Origin of the sequence: Streptomyces sp. NPDC001502 (assembly GCF_042894785.1) — a bacterium.
Classification (GTDB): Bacteria; Actinomycetota; Actinomycetes; order Streptomycetales; family Streptomycetaceae; genus Streptomyces; species Streptomyces kutzneri.
Window position 1 is genome coordinate 101,487 of the sequence record NZ_JBIAVW010000014.1, and the last position, 19,308, is coordinate 120,794.

Below are 19,308 nucleotides of genomic sequence, written 5' to 3' on the forward strand. Positions count from 1 at the left end.
CTTTTAAAACACGCCCTAGTCCCGGCGGCGCTGGCCCGGGCCCGAGGCCGTGGAGCCGCGCACCACCAGTTCGGGGAGGAAGACGAACTCGCTGTGCGGGGCCGGCGTGCCGCCGATCTCCTCCAGCAGGGTCCGGACCGCCGCCTGACCCATCGCCTGCACAGGCTGGCGGATGGTCGTCAGCGGCGGGTCGGTGAACGCTATGAGCGGGGAGTCGTCGAAGCCGACCACCGACACGTCCTGCGGGACCTTCAGGCCCTGCTGCCGGGCCGCCCGGATCGCGCCGAGCGCCATCATGTCGCTCGCGCACACCACCGCCGTGCAGCCGCGCGAGATCAGCGCCGCCGCGGCGGCCTGGCCGCCCTCCAGCGAGTAGAGGGAGTGCTGGATCAGCTCCTCGATCTCGGCCTCGCCGAGTCCGAGCCGCTCCTTCATCCCGAGCCGGAAGCCCTCGATCTTGCGGAGGACCGGCACGAAGCGCTTCGGTCCGACCGCGAGCCCGATGCGGGTGTGCCCGAGCGCGGCGAGGTGGGTGACGGCGAGCTGCATCGCGGCCCGGTCGTCGGGGGAGACGAAGGGAGCCTGCACCTTCTCGGAGAACCCGTTGATCAGGACGTACGGGACGCCCTGCCCGCGGAGTTGGTCGTAGCGGCCCATGTCGGCCGTGGTGTCGGCGTGCAGGCCGGAGACGAAGATGATCCCGGAGACCCCGCGGTCGACCAGCATCTCGGTCAGCTCGTCCTCGGTGGACCCGCCGGGCGTCTGCGTGGCCAGCACCGGCGTGTACCCCTGCCGGGTCAGGGCCTGGCCGATGACCTGGGCGAGCGCCGGGAAGATCGGGTTGTCCAGTTCAGGAGTTATCAGACCGACGAGCCCCGCACTGCGCTGGCGCAGCTTCACGGGCCGCTCGTAGCCGAGTACGTCGAGGGCGGCCAGTACGGATTCGCGGGTGCCTGCGGCCACACCGGGCTTGCCGTTGAGCACGCGGCTGACTGTGGCTTCGCTGACCCCCGCCTGGGCTGCGATGTCGGCTAGCCGTGCGGTCACGGGATTGGACTGTACCGGTCGGACGTTCACCATGACCACCACGTGCACGAATCCGGGGGAAGCCGGACGGTGCGGCCGTCCGTCTCCACCGGGGCGCTGGAGAGTACGGGACGCCCGGGCGCGGGAAGTTCGACCGGGCCGGGGCGGCTGTTGAGGGTGCAGGCGAAGCCGGGGCGGGTGAAGAGGAGCACGCCCTCGGGGGCGGACTGCCAGCGCATTCCGCATGCGTACGGGCCGTACGGGGCTTCGGCCGAGGCGTCGCCGCCCCCCGCGCACGCCTCCGTCCCTGCCTCCGGCGCGCCCAGCCCCGGCATCGCCCGGCGCAGCTCCAGGGCGGCACGGTAGAGCTCCAGCGTGGAGTGCGGGTCGCCGGTCTGCGCGGCGACGCTGAGGCCGCCCCAGCCGGCGGGCTGCGGGAGCCAGCTGCCGGCCGGCCCGAAGCCGTACGGGGGCTCCGTGCCGGACCAGGGGAGCGGCACCCGGCACCCGTCGCGCAGCCCGTCCTGTCCCTCCGGCTCCGCCGCGGTCGCGGAATCGGGGACAGGGGTCCCGGCCCCGCCGGCCTCCCCCTGCGACCCCTGCGACCCCTGCGATCCCTCCGACCCCTGCGATCCCTCCGACCCCGCCGGGCCGTCCGTGTCCCACAGCCGACGGCGCCCGCGGCGGAAGGCCGGGTCCTGGCGGACCCGGTCCGGGAGGTCCGCGACCTCCGGGAGGCCGAGCTCCTCGCCCTGGTAGAGGTACGCCGACCCGGGCAGGGCCAGCATCAGCAGGGCGGCGGCCCGGGCCCGGGCCAGGCCGCGGGCCCCGCCGCCGTAGCGCGTCACATGGCGTACGACGTCGTGATTGGACAGCACCCAGGTGGTCGGGGCGCCGACGGCGGTGGTGGCGGCCAGGGACTCGTCGATGACGGTGCGCATCGCGGCGGGGTCCCACGGGCAGTTCAGGAAGCGGAAGTTGAAGGCCTGGTGCAGTTCGTCGGGGCGCACGTACAGGGCGAGCCGCTCCGAGGTGGGCGCCCAGGCCTCGGCGACCCCGATGCGCCCGCCCCCGTAGCAGTCGAGGAGGCGGCGCCAGGAGCGGTGGATCTCGTGGACCCCGTCCTGGTCGAAGAAGGGGAGCGGCTCGGTGCCGATGAGTGTGGCCTGGGCGCCGCGGCCGATGTCCGGCAGACCCGGGGCCTTGACCATGCCGTGGGCGACGTCGATGCGGAAGCCGTCGATGCCGAGGTCGAGCCAGAAGCGCAGCACGGAGGCGAATTCCGCGGCGACCTCGGGGTGGTCCCAGTCGAGGTCCGGCTGCTCGGGGGCGAAGAGGTGCAGGTACCAGTCGCCGTCCGGGACCCGGGTCCAGGCCGGGCCGCCGAAGATCGACTCCCAGTCGTTCGGGGGCCTGGCACCGTCCGGCCCCCGCCCGGGGCGGAAGTGGTAGCGCTCGCGGGCCCCCGGATCCCCGGCGAGGGCGGCGCGGAACCACGGGTGCTGCTCGGAGGTGTGGTTCGGCACCACGTCCACGATGACCCGCAGCCCCAGCGCGTGCGCGGCCCGGACCAGCTCGTCGGCGTCGGAGAGGTCCCCGAAGAGGGGGTCGACGGCCCGGTAGTCGGCGACGTCGTAGCCGCCGTCCGCCTGCGGGGAGACGTAGAAGGGGGTGAGCCACACGGCGTCGACCCCGAGGCGGGCGAGGTGGGGGAGGCGGGAGCGGACCCCGCGGAGGTCGCCGATGCCGTCCCCGTCGCTGTCGGCGAAGGAGCGTACGTACACCTGATAGATGACGGCATCGCGCCACCAGCCACCGCTCGCGGTCGCGTTGCTGGAAGAGCTTGCAAGCTGGACGGCCGTCGAGTCGTGGGTCATATCGGGGTCAACGCGGGTACATGCCCCCTGGTTGCGGGCCCGAGCAGTCGAAGGTGACTCGAACTAACAGCAAGCTGCGGCAACCGTACGGACACACGGATGTAACGATCGCCTCCGCTTGCAGAAAGTTTGCGCAAGGTCTTTCGGTCCTCTTTCAGTCTTGTTACGTTCCTGGCAACTCGGGACCGCGAGGGCGCGGCCGGGATCATCGAAGGAGTTCATATGCGGCGTGGCATAGCGGCCACCGCGCTGGTCGCGACCCTGGCGCTCGCGGCAACGGCTTGCGGTGGGGACGACAAGGACGCGGCCGACGGCACCAAGGCGGGCGGCGAGCTTTCCGGCACGGTCACGTGGTGGGACACCTCGAACGACGCCGAGAAGGCCAGCTTCCAGAAGATCGCCGAGGCGTTCACGGCGAAGCACCCGAAGGTGACCGTCAAGTACGTCAACGTCCCGTACGGCGACGCGCAGAACAAGGTCAAGAACGCCTTCAGCAGCGGCTCCGACGCGCCTGACGTGATCCGCGCCGACGTCGGCTGGGTCGCGGACTTCGCCTCGCTGGGCTACCTCGACGAGGTCCCGGCCGAGACGGCGAAGAAGGTCGACGCCGAGTTCCTCCCGCAGGCCGCGGCCAGCGGCAAGTTCGAGGGCAAGACCTACGCCGTCCCGCAGGTCATCGACAGCCTCGGCCTCTTCTACAACAAGAAGATGCTCGCCGACGCCGGCGTCCAGCCCCCCAAGACGCTGGCGGAGCTGAAGACCGCCGCCGAGGCCATCAAGGCGAAGACCGGCAAGGCCGCTCTCTACCTGCGCGGCGACGACTCCTACTGGTTCCTCCCGCTGATCTACGGCGAGGGCGGCGACCTCGTCGACGCGAAGAACAAGACGGTCACCGTCGACAACGAGGCGGGCGTCAAGGCCTTCAAGACCGCCCGCGACCTGGTCAGCTCCGGCGCGGCGATCACCAACGCCACCGACGGCTACGCCAACATGCAGACGGCCTTCAAGACCGGCGAGGCCGCCATGATGATCAACGGTCCGTGGGCCGTCGCCGACACCTACGCCGGCGACCAGTTCAAGGACAAGGCCAACCTCGGCATCGCCGCCGTCCCGGCCGGCTCCGCCAAGGCCGGTGCCCCGCAGGGCGGCCACGACCTCGGCGTCTACGCCGGCTCCAAGAACACCGCCGCCGCGCACGCCTTCGTCGAGTACATGACCTCGCAGGAGGTCCAGGTGCAGTCGACCAAGGAGCTCAGCCTGCTCCCGACCCGGACCGCCGCCTACGAGCAGCCGGACGTCAAGGGCAACGAGATGGTCCAGTTCTTCAAGCCGGCCGTGGACAAGGCCGTCGAGCGCGCCTGGATCCCGGAGAACGGCTCCCTCTTCGAGCCGCTGAAGGTCGAATACACCAAGGCGATCACCGGGGCGTCGAGCCCGGAGGACGCGGCCAAGGCGGCCGGCGTCGAGTTCCGCAAGATCCTCAAGGGCTGGAAGTAACGAAACCATGGCTGCTCACACCAGCCAGTCGGTGGCGAAGGCCGCGGGCGACGACGTCGAGAACGACGTCGCCGCCCGCGGCCGGAGCCGCAGGACTGACAGCGACAGCGGTAACCGTGGCGGTGCCCACGGTGGAAAAGGCGCGTCCGGCCTCCGGCGCGCCGTCGGCACGCACTGGTACGCCTGGGCCATGGTCGCCCCGGTGGTGCTCGTCCTCGGCGTGATCATCGGCTGGCCGCTGGTCCGGGGCGTCTACCTGTCGCTGACCGACGCCACCGAGCGCAACGTCTCGCGCACCATCGGCGCCCGGCACATCGAGGCCACGTACGAGTTCGTCGGACTCGACAACTACGTGGCCGTGCTCAGCGACCCGGTGTTCCTGCAGCGGCTGGTGTGGACGGTGATGTGGACCGTCGCGTGCGTGTCCATCACCTTCACGCTCGGTCTGATCCTGGCCAACATGCTCAACCGGGACTTCCGGGGCCGCGCCGCCTACCGGATGGCGCTCATCCTGCCCTGGGCCGTCCCCGGCTTCGTCTCCGTCTTCGCCTGGCGGTTCCTCTTCAACCGCGACAACGGCATCCTCAACAAGATCCTCGACGGTGGCGGCATCGCCGCGATCCCGTGGCTCGACGACCCGACCTGGGCCAAGTTCTCGGTCGTCGCCGTCAACGTCTGGCTCGGCGTCCCCTTCATGATGGTCGCCCTGCTCGGCGGCCTGCAGTCGATCCCCGGCGAGCTCTACGAGGCAGCCGAGATGGACGGCGCCAGCGCCTGGCAGCGCTTCCGGCACATCACCCTGCCCGGACTGCGCACGGTGAGCATGACGGTGATCCTGCTCTCCACCATCTGGACCTTCAACATGTTCCCGGTGATCTTCCTCCTCACCCGGGGCGGTCCCGGCGACTCCACCGAGATCCTGGTGACCCAGGCCTTCCGCGAGGCGTTCGTGTCGAGCCCGCGCGACTTCGCCGGCTCGGCCACGTGGGGCGTCCTGATCCTCGCCCTGCTCATGATCTTCGCGCTGGTCTACCGGCGCTCGCTGCGCAAGCAGGGAGAGGTGTGGTGACCATGTCCACCGCGACCACCGCTCGTACGGCCACCACCGGCAAGACCGGCACCGGCAAGGCCACCACCGGCAAGGCGACCGTCCGTGCCCGGGGCAGCCGTTCCCCACTCGCCTCCGTCGCCCTGCACGCCACCCTCGTCGTGGCGTCCGTGATCGCCGTCTTCCCGGTGCTGTGGATCGTGCTGACCTCGCTCAAGCCGGCCAAGCACGCGGTCACCACCGACTTCGTCAAGGAACCGACCCTCGGCAACTACACGCACCTGCTGGAGGAGAGCCACTTCCTCAGCTGGTTCGCCAACTCCGTCCTGGTCGCCGGCGTCACCACCGTCCTCGGTGTCTTCATCGCCGCCACCACCGGATACGCGGTCAGCCGCTTCAAGTTCCCCGGCATGAAGCCGCTCATGTGGACCCTGCTCATCACGCAGATGTTCCCGATGGCGATCCTCATCGTCCCGCTCTACAACCTCATGGGCGACCTCGGCCTGCTCAACCAGCCGCTCGGCCTGATCATCACCTACCTCACCATCGCCGTGCCGTTCTGCGCCTGGATGATGAAGGGCTTCTTCGACACCATCCCGGTGGAGATCGACGAATCCGGCCGCGTCGACGGACTCAACCCCTTCGGCACCTTCTGGCGCCTCATCCTGCCGCTCGCCAAGCCCGGCCTCGCCGTCACCGGCTTCTACGCCTTCATCACCGCCTGGGGCGAGGTCGCGTACGCCTCCGCCTTCATGGTCGGGGAGGAGAACCTCACCCTGGCCGGCGGACTGCAGACCTTCGTCACGCAGTACACCTCCAACTGGGGAGCCATGAGCGCTGCCTCGGTCCTCATCGCCATCCCCGCGGCGATCTTCTTCGTCTTCGCCCAGCGTCACCTCGTCGCCGGGATGACGGCAGGCGCCACCAAGGGCTGACCACCCGAGCCTGCCCCCTCTCACCCCCGGCCCGATCTCTCCAAGGACACCATGACCCAGCACCTCGCCGACGCACTCCCCACCTCCACCGGCACGCAGCCCGGCTGGTGGAGAGAAGCGGTGATCTACCAGGTCTATCCGCGCAGCTTCGCCGACTCCAACGGGGACGGCATGGGGGACCTCGAAGGCATCCGCAGCCGCCTGCCCTACCTGAAGGAGCTGGGCGTCGACGCCGTCTGGCTCAGCCCCTTCTACGCCTCCCCGCAGGCCGACGCCGGCTACGACGTCGCCGACTACCGGGCCATCGACCCCATGTTCGGCACCCTGCACGACGCCGACGCCGTGATCCGCGAAGCCCACGAACTGGGCCTGCGCATCATCGTGGACCTCGTCCCGAACCACTGCTCCGACCAGCACGAATGGTTCAAGCAGGCACTGCGGGAAGGCCCCGGCACCCCGCTGCGCGAGCGCTTCCACTTCCGCCCCGGACAGGGCGCGGACGGCTCGGAGCCCCCGAACGACTGGGAGTCGATCTTCGGCGGCCCGGCCTGGACCCGGGTCGCGGACGGCGAGTGGTACCTGCACCTCTTCGCCCCCGAGCAGCCCGACTTCAACTGGGAACACCCCGCCGTACAGGACGAGTTCCGCTCCATCCTGCGCTTCTGGCTCGACCTCGGCGCCGACGGCTTCCGCATCGACGTCGCCCACGGCCTGGTCAAGGCCCCCGGCCTGCCCGACCTCGGCCGCGACGAACAGCTCAAGCTGCTCGGCAACCAGGTCCTGCCCTTCTTCGACCAGGACGGCGTCCACGAGATCTACCGCTCCTGGCGGCTGGTCCTCGACGAATACGCGGGCGACCGCATCGGCGTCGCCGAGGCCTGGACCCCCAGCGCCGACCGCACCGCCATGTACCTGCGCCCCGACGAGCTGCACCAGGCCTTCAACTTCCACTACCTGAACACCGGCTGGGACGCCGAGGCACTGCGCGCCACCATCGACGAGTCGCTCGACTCGATGCGGCCCGTCGGCGCCCCCACCACCTGGGTGCTGTCCAACCACGACGTGGTCCGCCACCGCACCCGCTTCGGCACCCTGGAGCGGGCGCGCGCCGCCGCGCTGCTGATGCTGGCCCTGCCCGGGTCGGCGTACGTCTACCAGGGCGAGGAGCTCGGCCTCCCGGAGGTGGTGGACCTCCCGGACGAAGTGCGCCAGGACCCCTCCTTCTTCAAGGCCAACGGCCAGGACGGGCTCCGCGACGGCTGCCGCGTACCGATCCCGTGGAGCGGCGACCAGGCCCCGTACGGCTTCGGGACCGGCGGCAGCTGGCTCCCGCAGCCCGCGGAATGGGCCGGGCTCAGCGTGGAGGCGCAGACCGGCGACCCGGAGTCCACGCTGGAGCTCTACCGCTCCGCGCTGCGGGTACGGCGCGCGCACCCGGCCCTGGGCGCGGGCGACGGCGTCGAGTGGCTGCCCGCACCGGCCGGCGTACTGGCCTTCCGGCGCGGCGACTTCGTCTGCACCGTGAACACCACCGACGAGCCGGTACGGCTGCCCGCGCCGGGCACGCTGCTGCTGGCGAGCGGCGACCTCGCCGACCTCGCCGACCCCGCCGACCCCGACGTCCTCCCGGCGGACTGCACGGTGTGGTGGCAGGGGTGACGTCCCCGCTGAGGCTGACGGACATCGCCGCGCAGGCCGCGGTCAGCGAGGCGACCGTCAGCCGCGTGCTCAACGGCAAACCGGGCGTGGCGGCCGGCACCCGGCACAAGGTGCTGGCCGCACTCGACCTGCTGGGCTACGAGCGTCCCGTACGGCTCAAACGGCGCAGCAACGGGCTGGTCGGGCTGCTGATCCCGGAGCTCACCAACCCGATCTTCCCGGCGTTCGCGCAGGTCATAGAGCAGGCGCTGGCCGGGCACGGATACACGCCGGTGCTGTGCACGCAGACCCCGGGCGGGGCCACCGAGGACGAACTGGTGGAACAGCTGGAGGAGCGCGGGGTCACCGGGATCGTCTTCCTGTCGGGCCTGCACGCCGACGCCCACGCCGACCCCGCGCGCTACCAGAGACTGGCGGCGCGCGGGCTGCCGTTCGTCCTGATCAACGGCTTCAACGAGCAGGTGAACGCCCCGTTCATCTCCCCGGACGACCGGGCGGCGGCGGACATGGCCGTACGGCACCTCCAGGACCTGGGGCACCGCAGGATCGGGCTCGCGATCGGGCCGACGCGCTACGTGCCGTCGGCCCGCAAGGAGCAGGGATTCCTCGCGGCGCTGCCGACGGCGGAGGCGGACGGGCTGATCCAGCGCACGCTCTTCACGGTGGAGGGCGGACACGCGGCGGGCATGGCCCTGCTGGACCGCGGCTGCACGGGCATCGTGTGCGGCAGCGACCCGATGGCGCTCGGCGTCATCAGGGCGGCGCGCGAGCGCGGGCTGCGGGTGCCGCAGGACGTGTCGGTGGTCGGCTTCGACGACTCACCGCTGATCGCGTTCACGGACCCGCCGCTGACGACGGTCCGCCAGCCGGTACGCGCGATGGCGACGGCGGCGGTCGGCGCCCTCCTGGAGGCGGTGTCGGGCACCCCGGTCCAGCGCACGGAGTACGTCTTCCAGCCGGAACTGGTGGTGCGCGGCTCGACGGCCGAGGTGCCGTAGCCCTCCGGGCGGGGGCGTGGGTGGTCGGGCGCTGCTCCGCCGGGGTCGGGGAGGCGCTGCGGGGGTGCGAGTGGTCGGGATCTGCTCGGGCGGAATCAGACGAAGAGCGGCGGGGGCTTGGGTGGGCGGGAGCTGCTGGGGCGGGGTCAGGGATGGGTATGGGGGTTTCCCGTCAGTCCCATCGTCCCTCCGTGTCGGGCCGGTCCCTCAAGGGCGCTCCTTCGTCGCGTCGCTTCGCGATGTCGCTGCGCTCCACCCTTGACCGACCGTCCCGCCCCGGAGAAACGAAAGACTGCCGGGAAGCCCCCAAAGGAACGGGCCGGGAGTTCCTTTTCAGGGACGGGGCGGCCAGAGATGTGCGAGGGGTCCGGGTGAGCACGGTCCAGAGACGGGGCCCATAAGAGCGGCCTGCCGGGAGGGGGGAAGCGCGTCCAATCGCTACGCGCTCCTCGTCTCTCAGCGTCTCCACCTCGTCCTGGGCTGGACATAGGCCGCCCACGACCCGCAGGTGCTTCTCATGGGAGGCGTCCGACGGACGTCCGGGGCTGGCCCTGCCCCTATCCCTCGTGTGGGCGATGGCGGGTCCATGACTTTCGAAGTAATTTCAAAGTCATGAGTGCCGAGAATGCTGCCGTCAACTTCTCCGAGCTGGTCAACAAGAACAAGCAGACTCTGGCCAGGCTCAAGGACTCACCACGGTTGCTGCTGCATCGTAGGGACGGTGAGGATTTGGTCCTCACCACCGCTGCCAGAGCCGAGCAGGACCAGACTGTGGTCTCGGCCGCCACGAGGATGCTGTCAGCCATGGCGAGACGAGAGCCCGGCAGCATGGAGTTGCTCCTCGACATACTGCCCGATGCGTTTCCCTGGGTCCGCTTCCTTCCTGAGCCGGACGTCCATGCCTTTGCCGTGGAACTGGTCGACACCATGCGCGCCGCCGACTCGATCGGCAACAACGCGTCCGTTGCTCAGCTGCTCATCGCCTGGCAGCACACGGCCGAGGTCCATTCCGATCCCGTTCTCCTGGCGGCGCTGACGACAGACCATGGCACGGACTACGGCTCTGTACCCGACCCCTTTGACGTCCGTTGACCACGGGACGCGGTGACCGAGCCGCACCCCCGGCGCCGGAAGGTCAATGGGATGTCCGCTTCGCCGATGCCGCATCGGCGAAGGGCTGGGAGTGTCTCGCCCAGCAAGCCCGTGAGAACACGTACCGAGCCTGGGTCATGATGCGCACGGACCCCAGGCCTGCGGTCGAGACATCTCGGCAACACCGTCTCAAGGGAACTCTGGCCCACGGAATTCACCGCGGACAGACGTGTGCGCAGTGGCAGATCGAGGTGACGGGAGGCGGTCGGATTTGGTGCCTCGTGGACACGGCTCGTGACACCTGCTGGATCGCCTTCGCTGGAACCGGGCACCCACGCGCGACGGACAGCAAGTGACTTGGGCAGTCGGTCACGGTCGTTGAGGGGCGTCCAATCGCTACGTGCTCCTGGCATCTCAGCGGCCGTCTGGGCTGGACATGCGGCCCCAGATCGCTACGCGCTTCTCCACGATCGCGGCCGCCGGAGGCGGACGGCCGGCAGCTCGGCTATCCCGTCGTAGAACCGGGTCAGCGCGAGCATCACCCCACAAGCTCACACCCAAACATGTGCAATTGGGGCAAACTGGCGACCCCTTGGACCGCCCACGTGCAGTGACCCGCATCCACGACGACATAGCCGCTGTCCCACCCCGTCTTGACCCCAGACGGTCGTCGGACGCCTCCCAGGAGAAGCACCTACGGGTCGTGGGCGGCCTATGCCCAGCCCAGGACGGTCGTCGGACGCTGAGAGGTGAGGAGCGCGTAGCGATCTGGCGCGCCTCCCCGACCCGGCAGGCCACTCCTATGGGCCCCGCCTCTTGATCATGGCTCTTCGCGCCCGACCGGGCAGCACGTCTCTGGCCGCCCCGTCCCTGTCTTGATGTCCCGGCCCGTTCCTTTGGGGGCTTCCCGGCAGTCTTTCGTTTCTCCGGGGCGGGACGGTCGGTCAAGGGTGGCCGAAGGCCATCGCGAAGCGACGCGACGACGAAGGAGGAGCGCCCTTGAGGGACCGGCCCGACACGGAGGGACGATGGGACTGACGGGAAACCCCCATACGCCTCTCTGATTCCGGTCGAGAGGATCCCGCCCACCGAAGCCCCGCCCCGCCTCCCCGACCCCGCAAGAGCCGGCTCCCGCCCCCGAAGCCCCCCGCCACCGCCGCCCGAAGAAATCTTTCGCCCCACCGATGAGTTCTCGTCCCCGACCCAGTCATACCTACGAGACCGCACCGCACACACCCGCACCCGCACACACCCGCACCCCCCGGAGGGACACACATCATGGCCGAGACAGCGAAGGGCCCCGCCAGCTACTTCCCCTCGATCGAGAAGAAGTACGGACGTCCGATCGGGGAATGGCAGGACCTCATCCGGTCCTCGCCGCTGACCAAGCACATGGAGCTCGTCTCGTGGCTCAAGACCGAGCACGGGCTGGGGCACGGTCACGCCAACGCCCTCGTGGCGCACACCCTCGCCGAGGGCGAGTAACCGTCCCCGCCCCCCGGGCGGGGCCGGTCACCCCCGTCCCAGCAGGACCGTTCCCGACGAGCAGAACCAGCCGCCCGTGCCCGAGGCCAGGGCGACCTCCGGGAGGCGGCCGCCGGGTTTGGTGACCTGCCCGGCCCCCGCCTCGCCGCGGAGTTGGCGGACGGCCTCGACCAGGAGGAACAGCCCGCGCATGCCGGGGTGGCAGGCCGAGAGGCCGCCGCCGTCGGTGTTGACCGGGAGTTCCCCGTCGCGCAGCAGGCGGCCCTTCTCCACGAAGGCCCCGCCCTCGCCCTTCGCGCAGAAGCCGAGGTCCTCCAGGGTCACCAGGGTCATGTAGGTGAAGGCGTCGTAGATCTCCGCGAGGTCCACGTCCGACGGGGTGAGGCCGGCCCGCTCGAAGGCGATGCGGCCCGATACCGCCGCCGGGGACACGGTGAAGTCCTCCCACTCCGACATGGTGGTGTGGGAGACGGACGTGCCGGCCCCCAGCACCCATACGGGGGCCTTCGCGGTGTCCGGTACGTAGTCCTCCGCCGCCAGGAGCACCGCGCAGCCGCCGTCCGAGCGGATGCAGCAGTGCAGCTTGGTGAAGGGGTCGGCGATCATGTCGCCGCCGAGTACGTCCTCGACCGTGATCGGGTCGCGGAACATGGCGTCCGGGTTGGTGGCCGCGTTCGCCCGGGCCTGTACGGCCACGGAGGCGAGCTGTTCCAGCGTCGTCCCGTACTCGTGCATGTGGCGGCGGGCGGCCATGGCGTACTTGGAGATCAGCGTGTGGCCGTACGGGACCTCGAACTGCAGCGGGCCCCGCGCGCCGAAGGAGAGGTTGGACGTGCGGCGCCGCGCCTTGATGTCCGCGCGGGCCGTGGAGCCGTAGACCAGGAGTACGGCGTTGGCGTGCCCGGCGGCGATCGCGTCCGCCGCGTGGGCGGCCATGACCTCCCAGGTCGAGCCGCCGACCGAGGTGGAGTCGACCCAGGTGGGGCGCAGGCCCAGGTACTCGGCCACCTCGACCGGTGCGAGGGTGCCGAGGCCGGCCGAGGCGAAGCCGTCGATGACGGAGCGGTTCAGGCCGGAGTCGGCCAGGGCGCGCCGGGCGGCCTGTGCGTGCAGGGCGTAGGGGGTGGGGCCGTCGACCCGGCCGCAGTCCGAGAGGGCGACGCCGACCACCGCGACCCTCCGGCGGGCGCGGGACGTGGGTCCGGATGTGAGTCCAGGTGTGGGTCCAGGCATGAGGGGACGGTATATCTGACGAAGTGTCAGACGCTAGACCCCGCCGCGCAACCCGCTCCCGCCGCCCCCTGTGCATCTGTCCCCGGCGGGCCTAATATGACGGCCCGTCAGATGCCCCCGGCCGTCGCCGGGAGGTGCCCCCGGGAGGAGCCCGACGATGGATGCCGCCTTCACCGCGGAGCAGGACGAGATACGCCGTACCCTGCGCGAGATCCTGGGCAAACGCTGTGGCCCCGACGAGGTCAAGGCTGCTGTCCGTACCGCCGCCGGACACGACCGCGAGCTCTGGCAGCAGCTGGCCCGGCAGCTCGGGCTGCCCGGCATCGCCATCGCCGAGGAGTACGGCGGTGTCGGCTGCGCCCCCGCCGACCTGGCCCTGGCCTGTGAGGAGACGGGCCGGGCGCTGCTGCCCTCGCCGCTGCTGGCCACCGCAGCGCTGTGCGTGCCCCTGATCACCGCCCTCGGCACCGAGGCCCAGCGCTCCGCGCTGCTCCCGCCGCTGGCCACGGGCGGGCTGACCGCCGCCCTCGCCGTCAGCGGCCCGGCGCTGGCCACCGCCCTCGCGCTGACCGGCGAGGACACCTCCGGGCAGTGGTCCGGCGGCGGCCGCGCGGGCGGTGTCCAGGCCCGCGCGGCCGCTGCCGGCGGTGCCGGCTCCGGGGGCGGTTGGCGGCTGTACGGGGAGGCCGTCCAGGTGCTCGACGGGCACAGCGCCGGGCTGCTGCTGGTCGCCGCGCACACCGGCGGCTTCGCGCGCAGCCGCACACTGCTGTTCCTCGTACGGGAGGACGCGCCGGGCCTCGTACGGTCCCGGCAGGCGGTCCTGGACGAGACCCGCCCGCAGGCCAGGATCGAACTGCGGAACGTGAGCGCGGAGTTGCTCGGCGACGAAGGGGCGGATGTGCTCGGCGCGCTCGCCGCCACCGGGCGTACCGCCGCGGCCGTCCTGGCCGCCGAGGCGGTCGGCGCGGCCGGTCAGGCGCTGGCCCGCACGGTGGAGTACGTACGCGGGCGCGAGCAGTTCGGCCGGGCGATCGGCTCCTTCCAGGCGGTCAAGCACCGCCTCGCCGACCTGTACGTGCAGGTGCAGGCGGCCCGCTCGGCGGCCTACTACGCCGCCTGGGACCCGGAGCAGGGCGGCCTCGCGCTCGCCCAGGCCCTGGAGGCCCTGCGGGTGACCGCGGGCGAGGCGATCCAGCTGCACGGCGGCATCGGCTTCACCTGGGAGCACGACGCGCACCTCTACTTCAAGCGGGCGGCGGCCGACGAGCTGCTGTTCGGCCCGGTCCACCGGCTGCGGGCGCACGCCGCCGACCGTGCGGGCCTGTTCGCGGACCGGGCGGACCCGGCGGACCCGGCGGACCGGGCGGACCCGGCAAACCCGGTGGCCGCTCCGGCCCCGGCTGCGCCGCAATCCTCGCCCGACCCCACGTCCCCGCCCACGTCCCCGCCCGCACCAGAGAAGGTGGCCGTCTGATGGCTCCCGGCGTCAAGCTGATGCAGAAGGTCTCCTCGACCATGCTCTTCGCCAAGATCGCACCGCACTTCATCCCCGCCATGGACAAGGCGGTGCACAAGCTGACCCGCGGCAAGGTCATCCTCAGCGCCCAGATGCTGCCGGGCGTGATCCTCACCGCCAAGGGTGCCAAGACCGGTGAGCCGCGCACGACCCCGCTCGCCTGCATGCCGGAGGACGGCGGGACGACGTGGATCCTGATCGGCTCCAACTTCGGCCGGCCCGGGCACCCGGCATGGACCGGGAACCTGCTCAAGCACCCGGACGCGGACGTGAGTTGGCAAGGCCGGGACATCCCCGTCCGGGCCCGGCTGCTGGCGGGTGAGGAACGCGCGGAGGCGTGGCAGGCGGTGCTGAGGTTCTGGCCGCCGTATGCGACGTACCAGGCGCGCATCGAGCGCGAGATCCGGTTGTTCCGCCTGGAGCGTCGCTGATCGCAGGCGATCGGGCGTGGTCGGCGGTGGGCCCCTGGAAGGCGTCCGGGGGTCCGCCGCTATTTCGTGGGCTTCTTGCCCGTGATGCCGAGGTGGACGAGCAGCGCCAGGTTCGGCTTGAGCTCGGCCTGCTTGACGCCCCAGGTCTGGAAGCCCTTCTGGTGCGAGGCGACCGCGGCCAGCATCGCGACCAGTGAACCGGCCATCGCCGCGGGGCTGATGTCCTTGTCGACCTTGCCCTTGGCCTGGAGCTCCTTCATCGATTCCGTGAGGGAGTTGGTGACCGAGTTCAGGATCTTCATGCGGATCTTGTAGAAGCGCTTGTCTCCTTCGGCCGCGCCGAGGTCGACGACCCGCAGGATCGCGTCGTTGCGGCGCCAGAACTCCAGGAAGCCCTCGACGAGTTCCTCGGCGGCGGCCCACCCTGACTTGCCGACCCAGGTCCGGCCCTCGACGAGCGACGTCAACTGCGCGCCCTCGGTGGCCATTTGTTCGGCGATCTCCAGGACGGCGCCCTCGACGTCCGGGAAGTACTGGTAGAAGGTCGCGGGGGAGGTGCCGGCCTTGCGGGCGACGTCGATCACTTTGACGTCGCGGTACGGCGAGGAGCTGAGCATCTCGCTGAGGCAGTCGAGCAGCTTCTGCCGCGTCGCCTGGCCGCGCCGGCCGGCGACACGCCCGTCGACGGTGCGTACTTGTCCTGTCATGCCGTCAGCTTACCGAGGGGTGATCGGCGCGCTATTCGGCCGCCTGCAAATGGGGTTACGGGGTCCCTGGCCTGGGCGGAAGACGGTCCCGGGCGGCAGGGCAGGCGCATTCCGGATGGAAATCGGCCCCCGTGCGCCCCCGGCCGGGCCGTGCCCCCGCGCCGGCCGCGCGCCGCCCCGGCCCCGGTCGCGGGCCGCCTCTCGGCCCGGGCGTGTCGCCCGGTTCCGCAAGGTTTCCCCCGAATAGTCTTATCAACAGGCTGTGGACAAGTTTTCGGGCGGATCATGGCTGAGAGGGTTGGGAGGGTACACACCCCCGCACAACGGAAGGAAACGGGCCCATGGCCGCATTCGCGGAAGGTGCACCCTGTTGGGTGGACGCCTCGCTTCCGGACGTCGAGGCGGGCAAGCGCTTCTACGGTGAGCTCTTCGGGTGGACCTTCGCCGAGGGTGCGGGCGCCGAGTACGGCCACTACACGCAGGCCTACAGCCGCGGCCGCAACGTCGCCGCCCTCGCCCCCAAACCCGACGGCCGCATGCCCACCGTCTGGGGGATCTACCTCTACACCACCGACGCCTACGCCTGCGCCCAGCGCATCCGCGCCGCCGGCGGCCAGATGGTGATGGACCCGATGCCGGTCGGCCCGTACGGCACCGCGGCGATGGCCGCCGACCCCGGCGGCGCCGTCTTCGGCCTGTGGCAGCCCGGCACCCACCACGGCTTCGACGCCCAGCAGGAGCCGTACACGTACTGCTGGAGCGAGGTCTACACCCGGGCCCGCGACGCCGTCGACGTCTTCTACGCCAAGGTCTTCGGCTACGTCCCGCAGGACCAGGACGACGCCGGCGTCGAGTACCGCATCTGGTCCCCGCCCGGGTCCGCGCCCGGCACGGACACCGCCGTCCTCGGCCGCAGCCTGATCACCGACGCGTTCCCCGAGGTCATGCCCGCGCACTTCCTCGCCTACTTCGCCGTACCCGACTGCGACCAGTCGGTCGCCATGGTGCAGCGGCTCGGCGGCCGGGTCACCGCCGACCCCTTCGACACCCCCTACGGGCGGATCGCGGTCGTCGCCGACAACCAGGGGGCGGTCTTCGGGCTGCTCTCGGAACCCCGCACGAAGCCGGACGCGTAGCCGGCCGGGCAACCCCGCCCACCGGGCCGCACCCCCCGTATCGCCCCCGACCCGGGAAGATCGCCGAGCAGATCACACCGCCCGGCTCGACGTGCCGGGGCCGGACCGGGTCCGGGCCTGACAGAATCGGGGTTGCTCGACCCGGGCGGCGCCCGGAGTGAGACGCTGCACGGGGCAGGGCCCCGTGCCGGTGGAAGCGGGCCCGCTGAGTGGCCCGTACGGGGAGGTGTGGAGGCGAGTGGTGGAGCAGCTGACGCAGCACGACCCGAGACGGATCGGCCCCTTCGAGGTGCTGGGACGGCTCGGCGCCGGCGGCATGGGGCTGGTCTATCTCGCGCGGTCCGCGTCCGGACGGCGGGTCGCGATCAAGACGGTGCGCACGGAGCTCGCCGAGGACCAGCTCTTCCGCGTCCGCTTCACCCGCGAGGTGGAGGCGGCCCGCGCCGTGTCCGGCTTCTACACCGCGGCCGTGGTCGACGCAGACCCGCGCGCCGCCGTGCCGTGGCTGGCGACCGCCTACGTCCCGGCGCCCTCCCTGGAGGAGATCGTCAACGAGTGCGGGCCCATGCCCGCCCAGGCCGTACGGTGGCTCGCGGCCGGTATCGCCGAGGCCCTGCAGTCCATCCACGGCGCCGGCCTGGTCCACCGCGACCTGAAGCCGTCCAACGTGCTCGTCGTCGAGGACGGCCCGCGCGTGATCGACTTCGGTATCGCGAGCGGGGTCTCGAACACCCGCCTGACCATGACGAACGTCGCCGTCGGCACCCCCGCCTACATGTCGCCCGAGCAGGCCAAGGACTCGCGCAGCGTCAAGGGTGCCAGCGACGTCTTCTCGCTCGGCTCCACCCTCGTCTTCGCCGCCACCGGGCACCCGCCGTACCACGGGGCGAACCCGGTGGAGACGGTCTTCATGCTGCTGCGCGAGGGCCCCAACCTGGAGGGGCTCCCGCCCGAGCTGCGGCCGCTGATCGACTCCTGCATGCAGATGGACGCCACGCTCCGGCCCACCCCGGCCGACCTGCAGGCGCAGCTCGCCCCGCACCTGTTCGACGGCGGCGACGACAGCGGCACCGCCTCGGCGTGGCTGCCCGCCCGGGCCGTCGCGATGATCGAGGCCCGGCGCGCGGGGCACCGTACGCCGCCCGCGCCCGTCCCCGTGGTGCCGGCGCCCGGCCCGGGCTCCGGGGGCCGCGGGCCGGCCTCCGAGGCCGTCACGCACCGCCGCCCGCGCGGGGCCGACTCCTGGGTGGACCCGCGTACGGGGCAGGCCGTCCCGCAGCGCCCGCACCACCCGCCGATGTCCCCGGTGCCCTCGGGCGAGCCGGTGCGCCTGGGCGGCTCGCCGGTGCCGATCGGGCCCGGGCCGCGCGCGAGCGCCGCCGCCCCGGCCGCGCACGCCTCCTCCTCCGCCGCGGATTCGGCGACCGGCTGGATCCGCCCGCCCGGCGGGTCGGTGGCCACCCCCTCGGCGGTGCAGCCCGTACCGAGCCCCGCTCCGGCCCCGGACAGCGGCCGCTGGCGGCCGTGGCGCTTCCGCATGTCCAACGAGGTCTGGGGCACCCCGACCGTCGCCGGGAACCTGCTCTACGTGACCTCCTTCGAGGTCCACGCGCTGGACGTGGCGAGCGGCCGCCGCCAGTTCAAGACCCGTGACGTCGCCTGGTCCATGGCGGTCGCCGACGGCCGGATCCACGCCTCCGACGGCCCCTCCCTCTACGCGCTCGACGCCGGCGACGGATCCGAGCGGTGGCGGCTGTCCACCGACGCCTGGGTGTACGCGCTGCGCGCCGAGCGCGGCACGGTCGTCACCGCCACCCGTGGCGGCGGCGTGCAGGGCCGGGAAGCCTCCAACGGCCACAAGCTGTGGGAACTGACCGGCGCGCAGAGCGACTTCGAGACCCCGGAGGCGGCCCCCGTCCTCCACGACGGCACGGTGTACGTGTGGCAGGACGCCCGGCTGCGCGCCCTGGACGCCCGTACCGGCCGCGAGTCCTGGTCCTATCCGATCGGTGACGCGGCCTCCTGCGGGAACGTGCCCGTGCGGGTCACTCCGGCCCCGGACGGCAACGTCTACGTCGCGGCCGGCACCCGGGTCATCTCGGTGGACCGGGCCTCGGGCCGGGTCCGCTGGCACTTCGAGGCCCCCGCGGTCTTCCTGGCGCCCCCGGCCTTCGCGCCGGGCGCGGCCGTCACGGGCGGCGGGGTCTACCTCGTCGACTACCTGGGCACGGTCTACGCCCTCGACGCGGCCACCGGCCAGGACCGCTGGCGGATCGCGACGGAGGGACGGCAGTCCTCGGACCCGGTGGTGGTCGCGAACGGCAACGTCCACCTGGGCGCGGGCAGCGCGCTGTACACGCTCGACGCGGTCACCGGCACCCCGAAGTGGCGGTTCGCGGCGGGCGGCGAGATCACCGGCCTGCCGGCGGTCGCGGACGGCCGGGTGCACTTCGGTTCGGCCGACCACTGCCTGTACACCCTGGACGCGGCGGGTGGCCAGCTGCGCTGGAAGCTGGCCACGGGCGGCGAGATCACGGGCGCCCCGGTGGCGGAGGCGGGCGTGGTCTACGCATGCAGCAAGGACCGCTGCGTGTACGCCCTGGACGCGGCGAAGGGGACGGGCACCCGTACGAGCGGTTGACCTGCCCGGAGGCGGGGCTGCGGC

The 19,308-nt window shown here is 71.8% G+C and carries 15 protein-coding genes; 11 read left to right on the forward strand and 4 right to left on the reverse strand.

The window, feature by feature from the left end; translation table 11 throughout:
• Positions 1-15: 15 nt before the first annotated feature.
• Complete coding sequence (locus ACFY0D_RS24305; RefSeq protein ID WP_314251245.1) at positions 16-1,047, reverse strand: LacI family DNA-binding transcriptional regulator; 1,032 nt, start codon at positions 1,045-1,047, stop codon at positions 16-18.
• A 26-nt stretch (positions 1,048-1,073) separates the two neighbouring features.
• Positions 1,074-2,903, reverse strand: a complete 1,830-nt coding sequence (locus tag ACFY0D_RS24310; protein ID WP_390800174.1) for a glycoside hydrolase family 13 protein — start codon at positions 2,901-2,903, stop codon at positions 1,074-1,076.
• Positions 2,904-3,125: 222 nt separating this feature from the next.
• Between ACFY0D_RS24310 and ACFY0D_RS24315 the strand changes: the two genes are divergently transcribed.
• The 7 genes from ACFY0D_RS24315 to ACFY0D_RS24345 all read left to right on the forward strand — a co-directional run bounded on the left by ACFY0D_RS24315 (position 3,126) and on the right by ACFY0D_RS24345 (position 11,617).
• Positions 3,126-4,400 (forward strand): extracellular solute-binding protein, encoded by a 1,275-nt coding sequence (locus ACFY0D_RS24315; RefSeq protein ID WP_390800175.1) that lies wholly within the window; start codon positions 3,126-3,128, stop codon positions 4,398-4,400.
• A gap of 7 nt (positions 4,401-4,407) precedes the next feature.
• The gene (locus ACFY0D_RS24320) at positions 4,408-5,469 is read left to right on the forward strand and encodes a carbohydrate ABC transporter permease (RefSeq protein ID WP_390800176.1); all 1,062 of its coding nucleotides are present in this window, start codon (positions 4,408-4,410) and stop codon (positions 5,467-5,469) included.
• A gap of 2 nt (positions 5,470-5,471) precedes the next feature.
• Complete coding sequence (locus ACFY0D_RS24325; protein ID WP_390800177.1) at positions 5,472-6,383, forward strand: sugar ABC transporter permease; 912 nt, start codon at positions 5,472-5,474, stop codon at positions 6,381-6,383.
• Positions 6,384-6,434: 51 nt separating this feature from the next.
• On the forward strand, positions 6,435-8,042 hold the full coding sequence (locus tag ACFY0D_RS24330; protein WP_390800178.1) for a glycoside hydrolase family 13 protein: 1,608 nt from the start codon (positions 6,435-6,437) through the stop codon (positions 8,040-8,042).
• The gene (locus ACFY0D_RS24335; RefSeq protein WP_351155735.1) at positions 8,030-9,040 is read left to right on the forward strand and encodes a LacI family DNA-binding transcriptional regulator; all 1,011 of its coding nucleotides are present in this window, start codon (positions 8,030-8,032) and stop codon (positions 9,038-9,040) included. The genes ACFY0D_RS24330 and ACFY0D_RS24335 overlap by 13 nt, the downstream gene beginning before the upstream one ends.
• A gap of 612 nt (positions 9,041-9,652) precedes the next feature.
• Entirely contained in the window at positions 9,653-10,132 is a 480-nt protein-coding gene (locus ACFY0D_RS24340; RefSeq protein WP_390800179.1) for a hypothetical protein, read from the forward strand.
• 1,278 nt (positions 10,133-11,410) lie between these two features.
• Entirely contained in the window at positions 11,411-11,617 is a 207-nt protein-coding gene (locus ACFY0D_RS24345; RefSeq protein WP_390800180.1) for a DUF4287 domain-containing protein, read from the forward strand.
• A gap of 27 nt (positions 11,618-11,644) precedes the next feature.
• Here the strand turns inward: ACFY0D_RS24345 and ACFY0D_RS24350 are convergent, their stop codons facing one another.
• A complete protein-coding gene (locus tag ACFY0D_RS24350; RefSeq protein ID WP_390800181.1) occupies positions 11,645-12,850 on the reverse strand; it encodes an acetyl-CoA acetyltransferase in 1,206 nt (401 codons plus the stop codon).
• 157 nt (positions 12,851-13,007) lie between these two features.
• Between ACFY0D_RS24350 and ACFY0D_RS24355 the strand changes: the two genes are divergently transcribed.
• Positions 13,008-14,327 (forward strand): acyl-CoA dehydrogenase family protein, encoded by a 1,320-nt coding sequence (locus ACFY0D_RS24355; RefSeq protein WP_390800182.1) that lies wholly within the window; start codon positions 13,008-13,010, stop codon positions 14,325-14,327.
• Positions 14,327-14,800, forward strand: a complete 474-nt coding sequence (locus ACFY0D_RS24360) for a nitroreductase family deazaflavin-dependent oxidoreductase (protein WP_301370158.1) — start codon at positions 14,327-14,329, stop codon at positions 14,798-14,800. The genes ACFY0D_RS24355 and ACFY0D_RS24360 overlap by 1 nt, the downstream gene beginning before the upstream one ends.
• Before the next feature lie 59 nt (positions 14,801-14,859).
• Here ACFY0D_RS24360 and ACFY0D_RS24365 read toward each other — a convergent pair whose 3' ends face one another.
• A complete protein-coding gene (locus tag ACFY0D_RS24365; protein ID WP_030013555.1) occupies positions 14,860-15,507 on the reverse strand; it encodes a TetR family transcriptional regulator in 648 nt (215 codons plus the stop codon).
• A 341-nt stretch (positions 15,508-15,848) separates the two neighbouring features.
• On the opposite strand from ACFY0D_RS24365, the gene ACFY0D_RS24370 reads away from it, so the two are divergent.
• Together ACFY0D_RS24370 and ACFY0D_RS24375 are read left to right on the forward strand one after the other, a co-directional pair.
• Positions 15,849-16,643, forward strand: coding sequence for a VOC family protein (locus ACFY0D_RS24370; protein ID WP_390800183.1), 795 nt, complete (start codon positions 15,849-15,851; stop codon positions 16,641-16,643).
• Positions 16,644-16,881: 238 nt separating this feature from the next.
• Positions 16,882-19,284, forward strand: a complete 2,403-nt coding sequence (locus ACFY0D_RS24375; RefSeq protein ID WP_390800184.1) for a serine/threonine-protein kinase — start codon at positions 16,882-16,884, stop codon at positions 19,282-19,284.
• Positions 19,285-19,308: the final 24 nt, after the last annotated feature.

Bases quoted from the DNA above. Each gene is read 5' to 3' on its own strand.
- ACFY0D_RS24355 (WP_390800182.1), top strand. From the start codon at position 13,008: ATGGATGCCGCCTTCACCGCGGAGCAGGACGAGATACGCCGTACCCTG.
- ACFY0D_RS24365 (WP_030013555.1), bottom strand. From the start codon at position 15,507: ATGACAGGACAAGTACGCACCGTCGACGGGCGTGTCGCCGGCCGGCGC.
- ACFY0D_RS24340 (WP_390800179.1), top strand. From the start codon at position 9,653: ATGAGTGCCGAGAATGCTGCCGTCAACTTCTCCGAGCTGGTCAACAAG.
- ACFY0D_RS24360 (WP_301370158.1), top strand. From the start codon at position 14,327: ATGGCTCCCGGCGTCAAGCTGATGCAGAAGGTCTCCTCGACCATGCTC.
- ACFY0D_RS24345 (WP_390800180.1), top strand. From the start codon at position 11,411: ATGGCCGAGACAGCGAAGGGCCCCGCCAGCTACTTCCCCTCGATCGAG.
- ACFY0D_RS24320 (WP_390800176.1), top strand. From the start codon at position 4,408: ATGGCTGCTCACACCAGCCAGTCGGTGGCGAAGGCCGCGGGCGACGAC.
- ACFY0D_RS24315 (WP_390800175.1), top strand. From the start codon at position 3,126: ATGCGGCGTGGCATAGCGGCCACCGCGCTGGTCGCGACCCTGGCGCTC.
- ACFY0D_RS24370 (WP_390800183.1), top strand. From the start codon at position 15,849: ATGGCCGCATTCGCGGAAGGTGCACCCTGTTGGGTGGACGCCTCGCTT.
- ACFY0D_RS24350 (WP_390800181.1), bottom strand. From the start codon at position 12,850: ATGCCTGGACCCACACCTGGACTCACATCCGGACCCACGTCCCGCGCC.
- ACFY0D_RS24330 (WP_390800178.1), top strand. From the start codon at position 6,435: ATGACCCAGCACCTCGCCGACGCACTCCCCACCTCCACCGGCACGCAG.
- ACFY0D_RS24325 (WP_390800177.1), top strand. From the start codon at position 5,472: ATGTCCACCGCGACCACCGCTCGTACGGCCACCACCGGCAAGACCGGC.
- ACFY0D_RS24310 (WP_390800174.1), bottom strand. From the start codon at position 2,903: ATGACCCACGACTCGACGGCCGTCCAGCTTGCAAGCTCTTCCAGCAAC.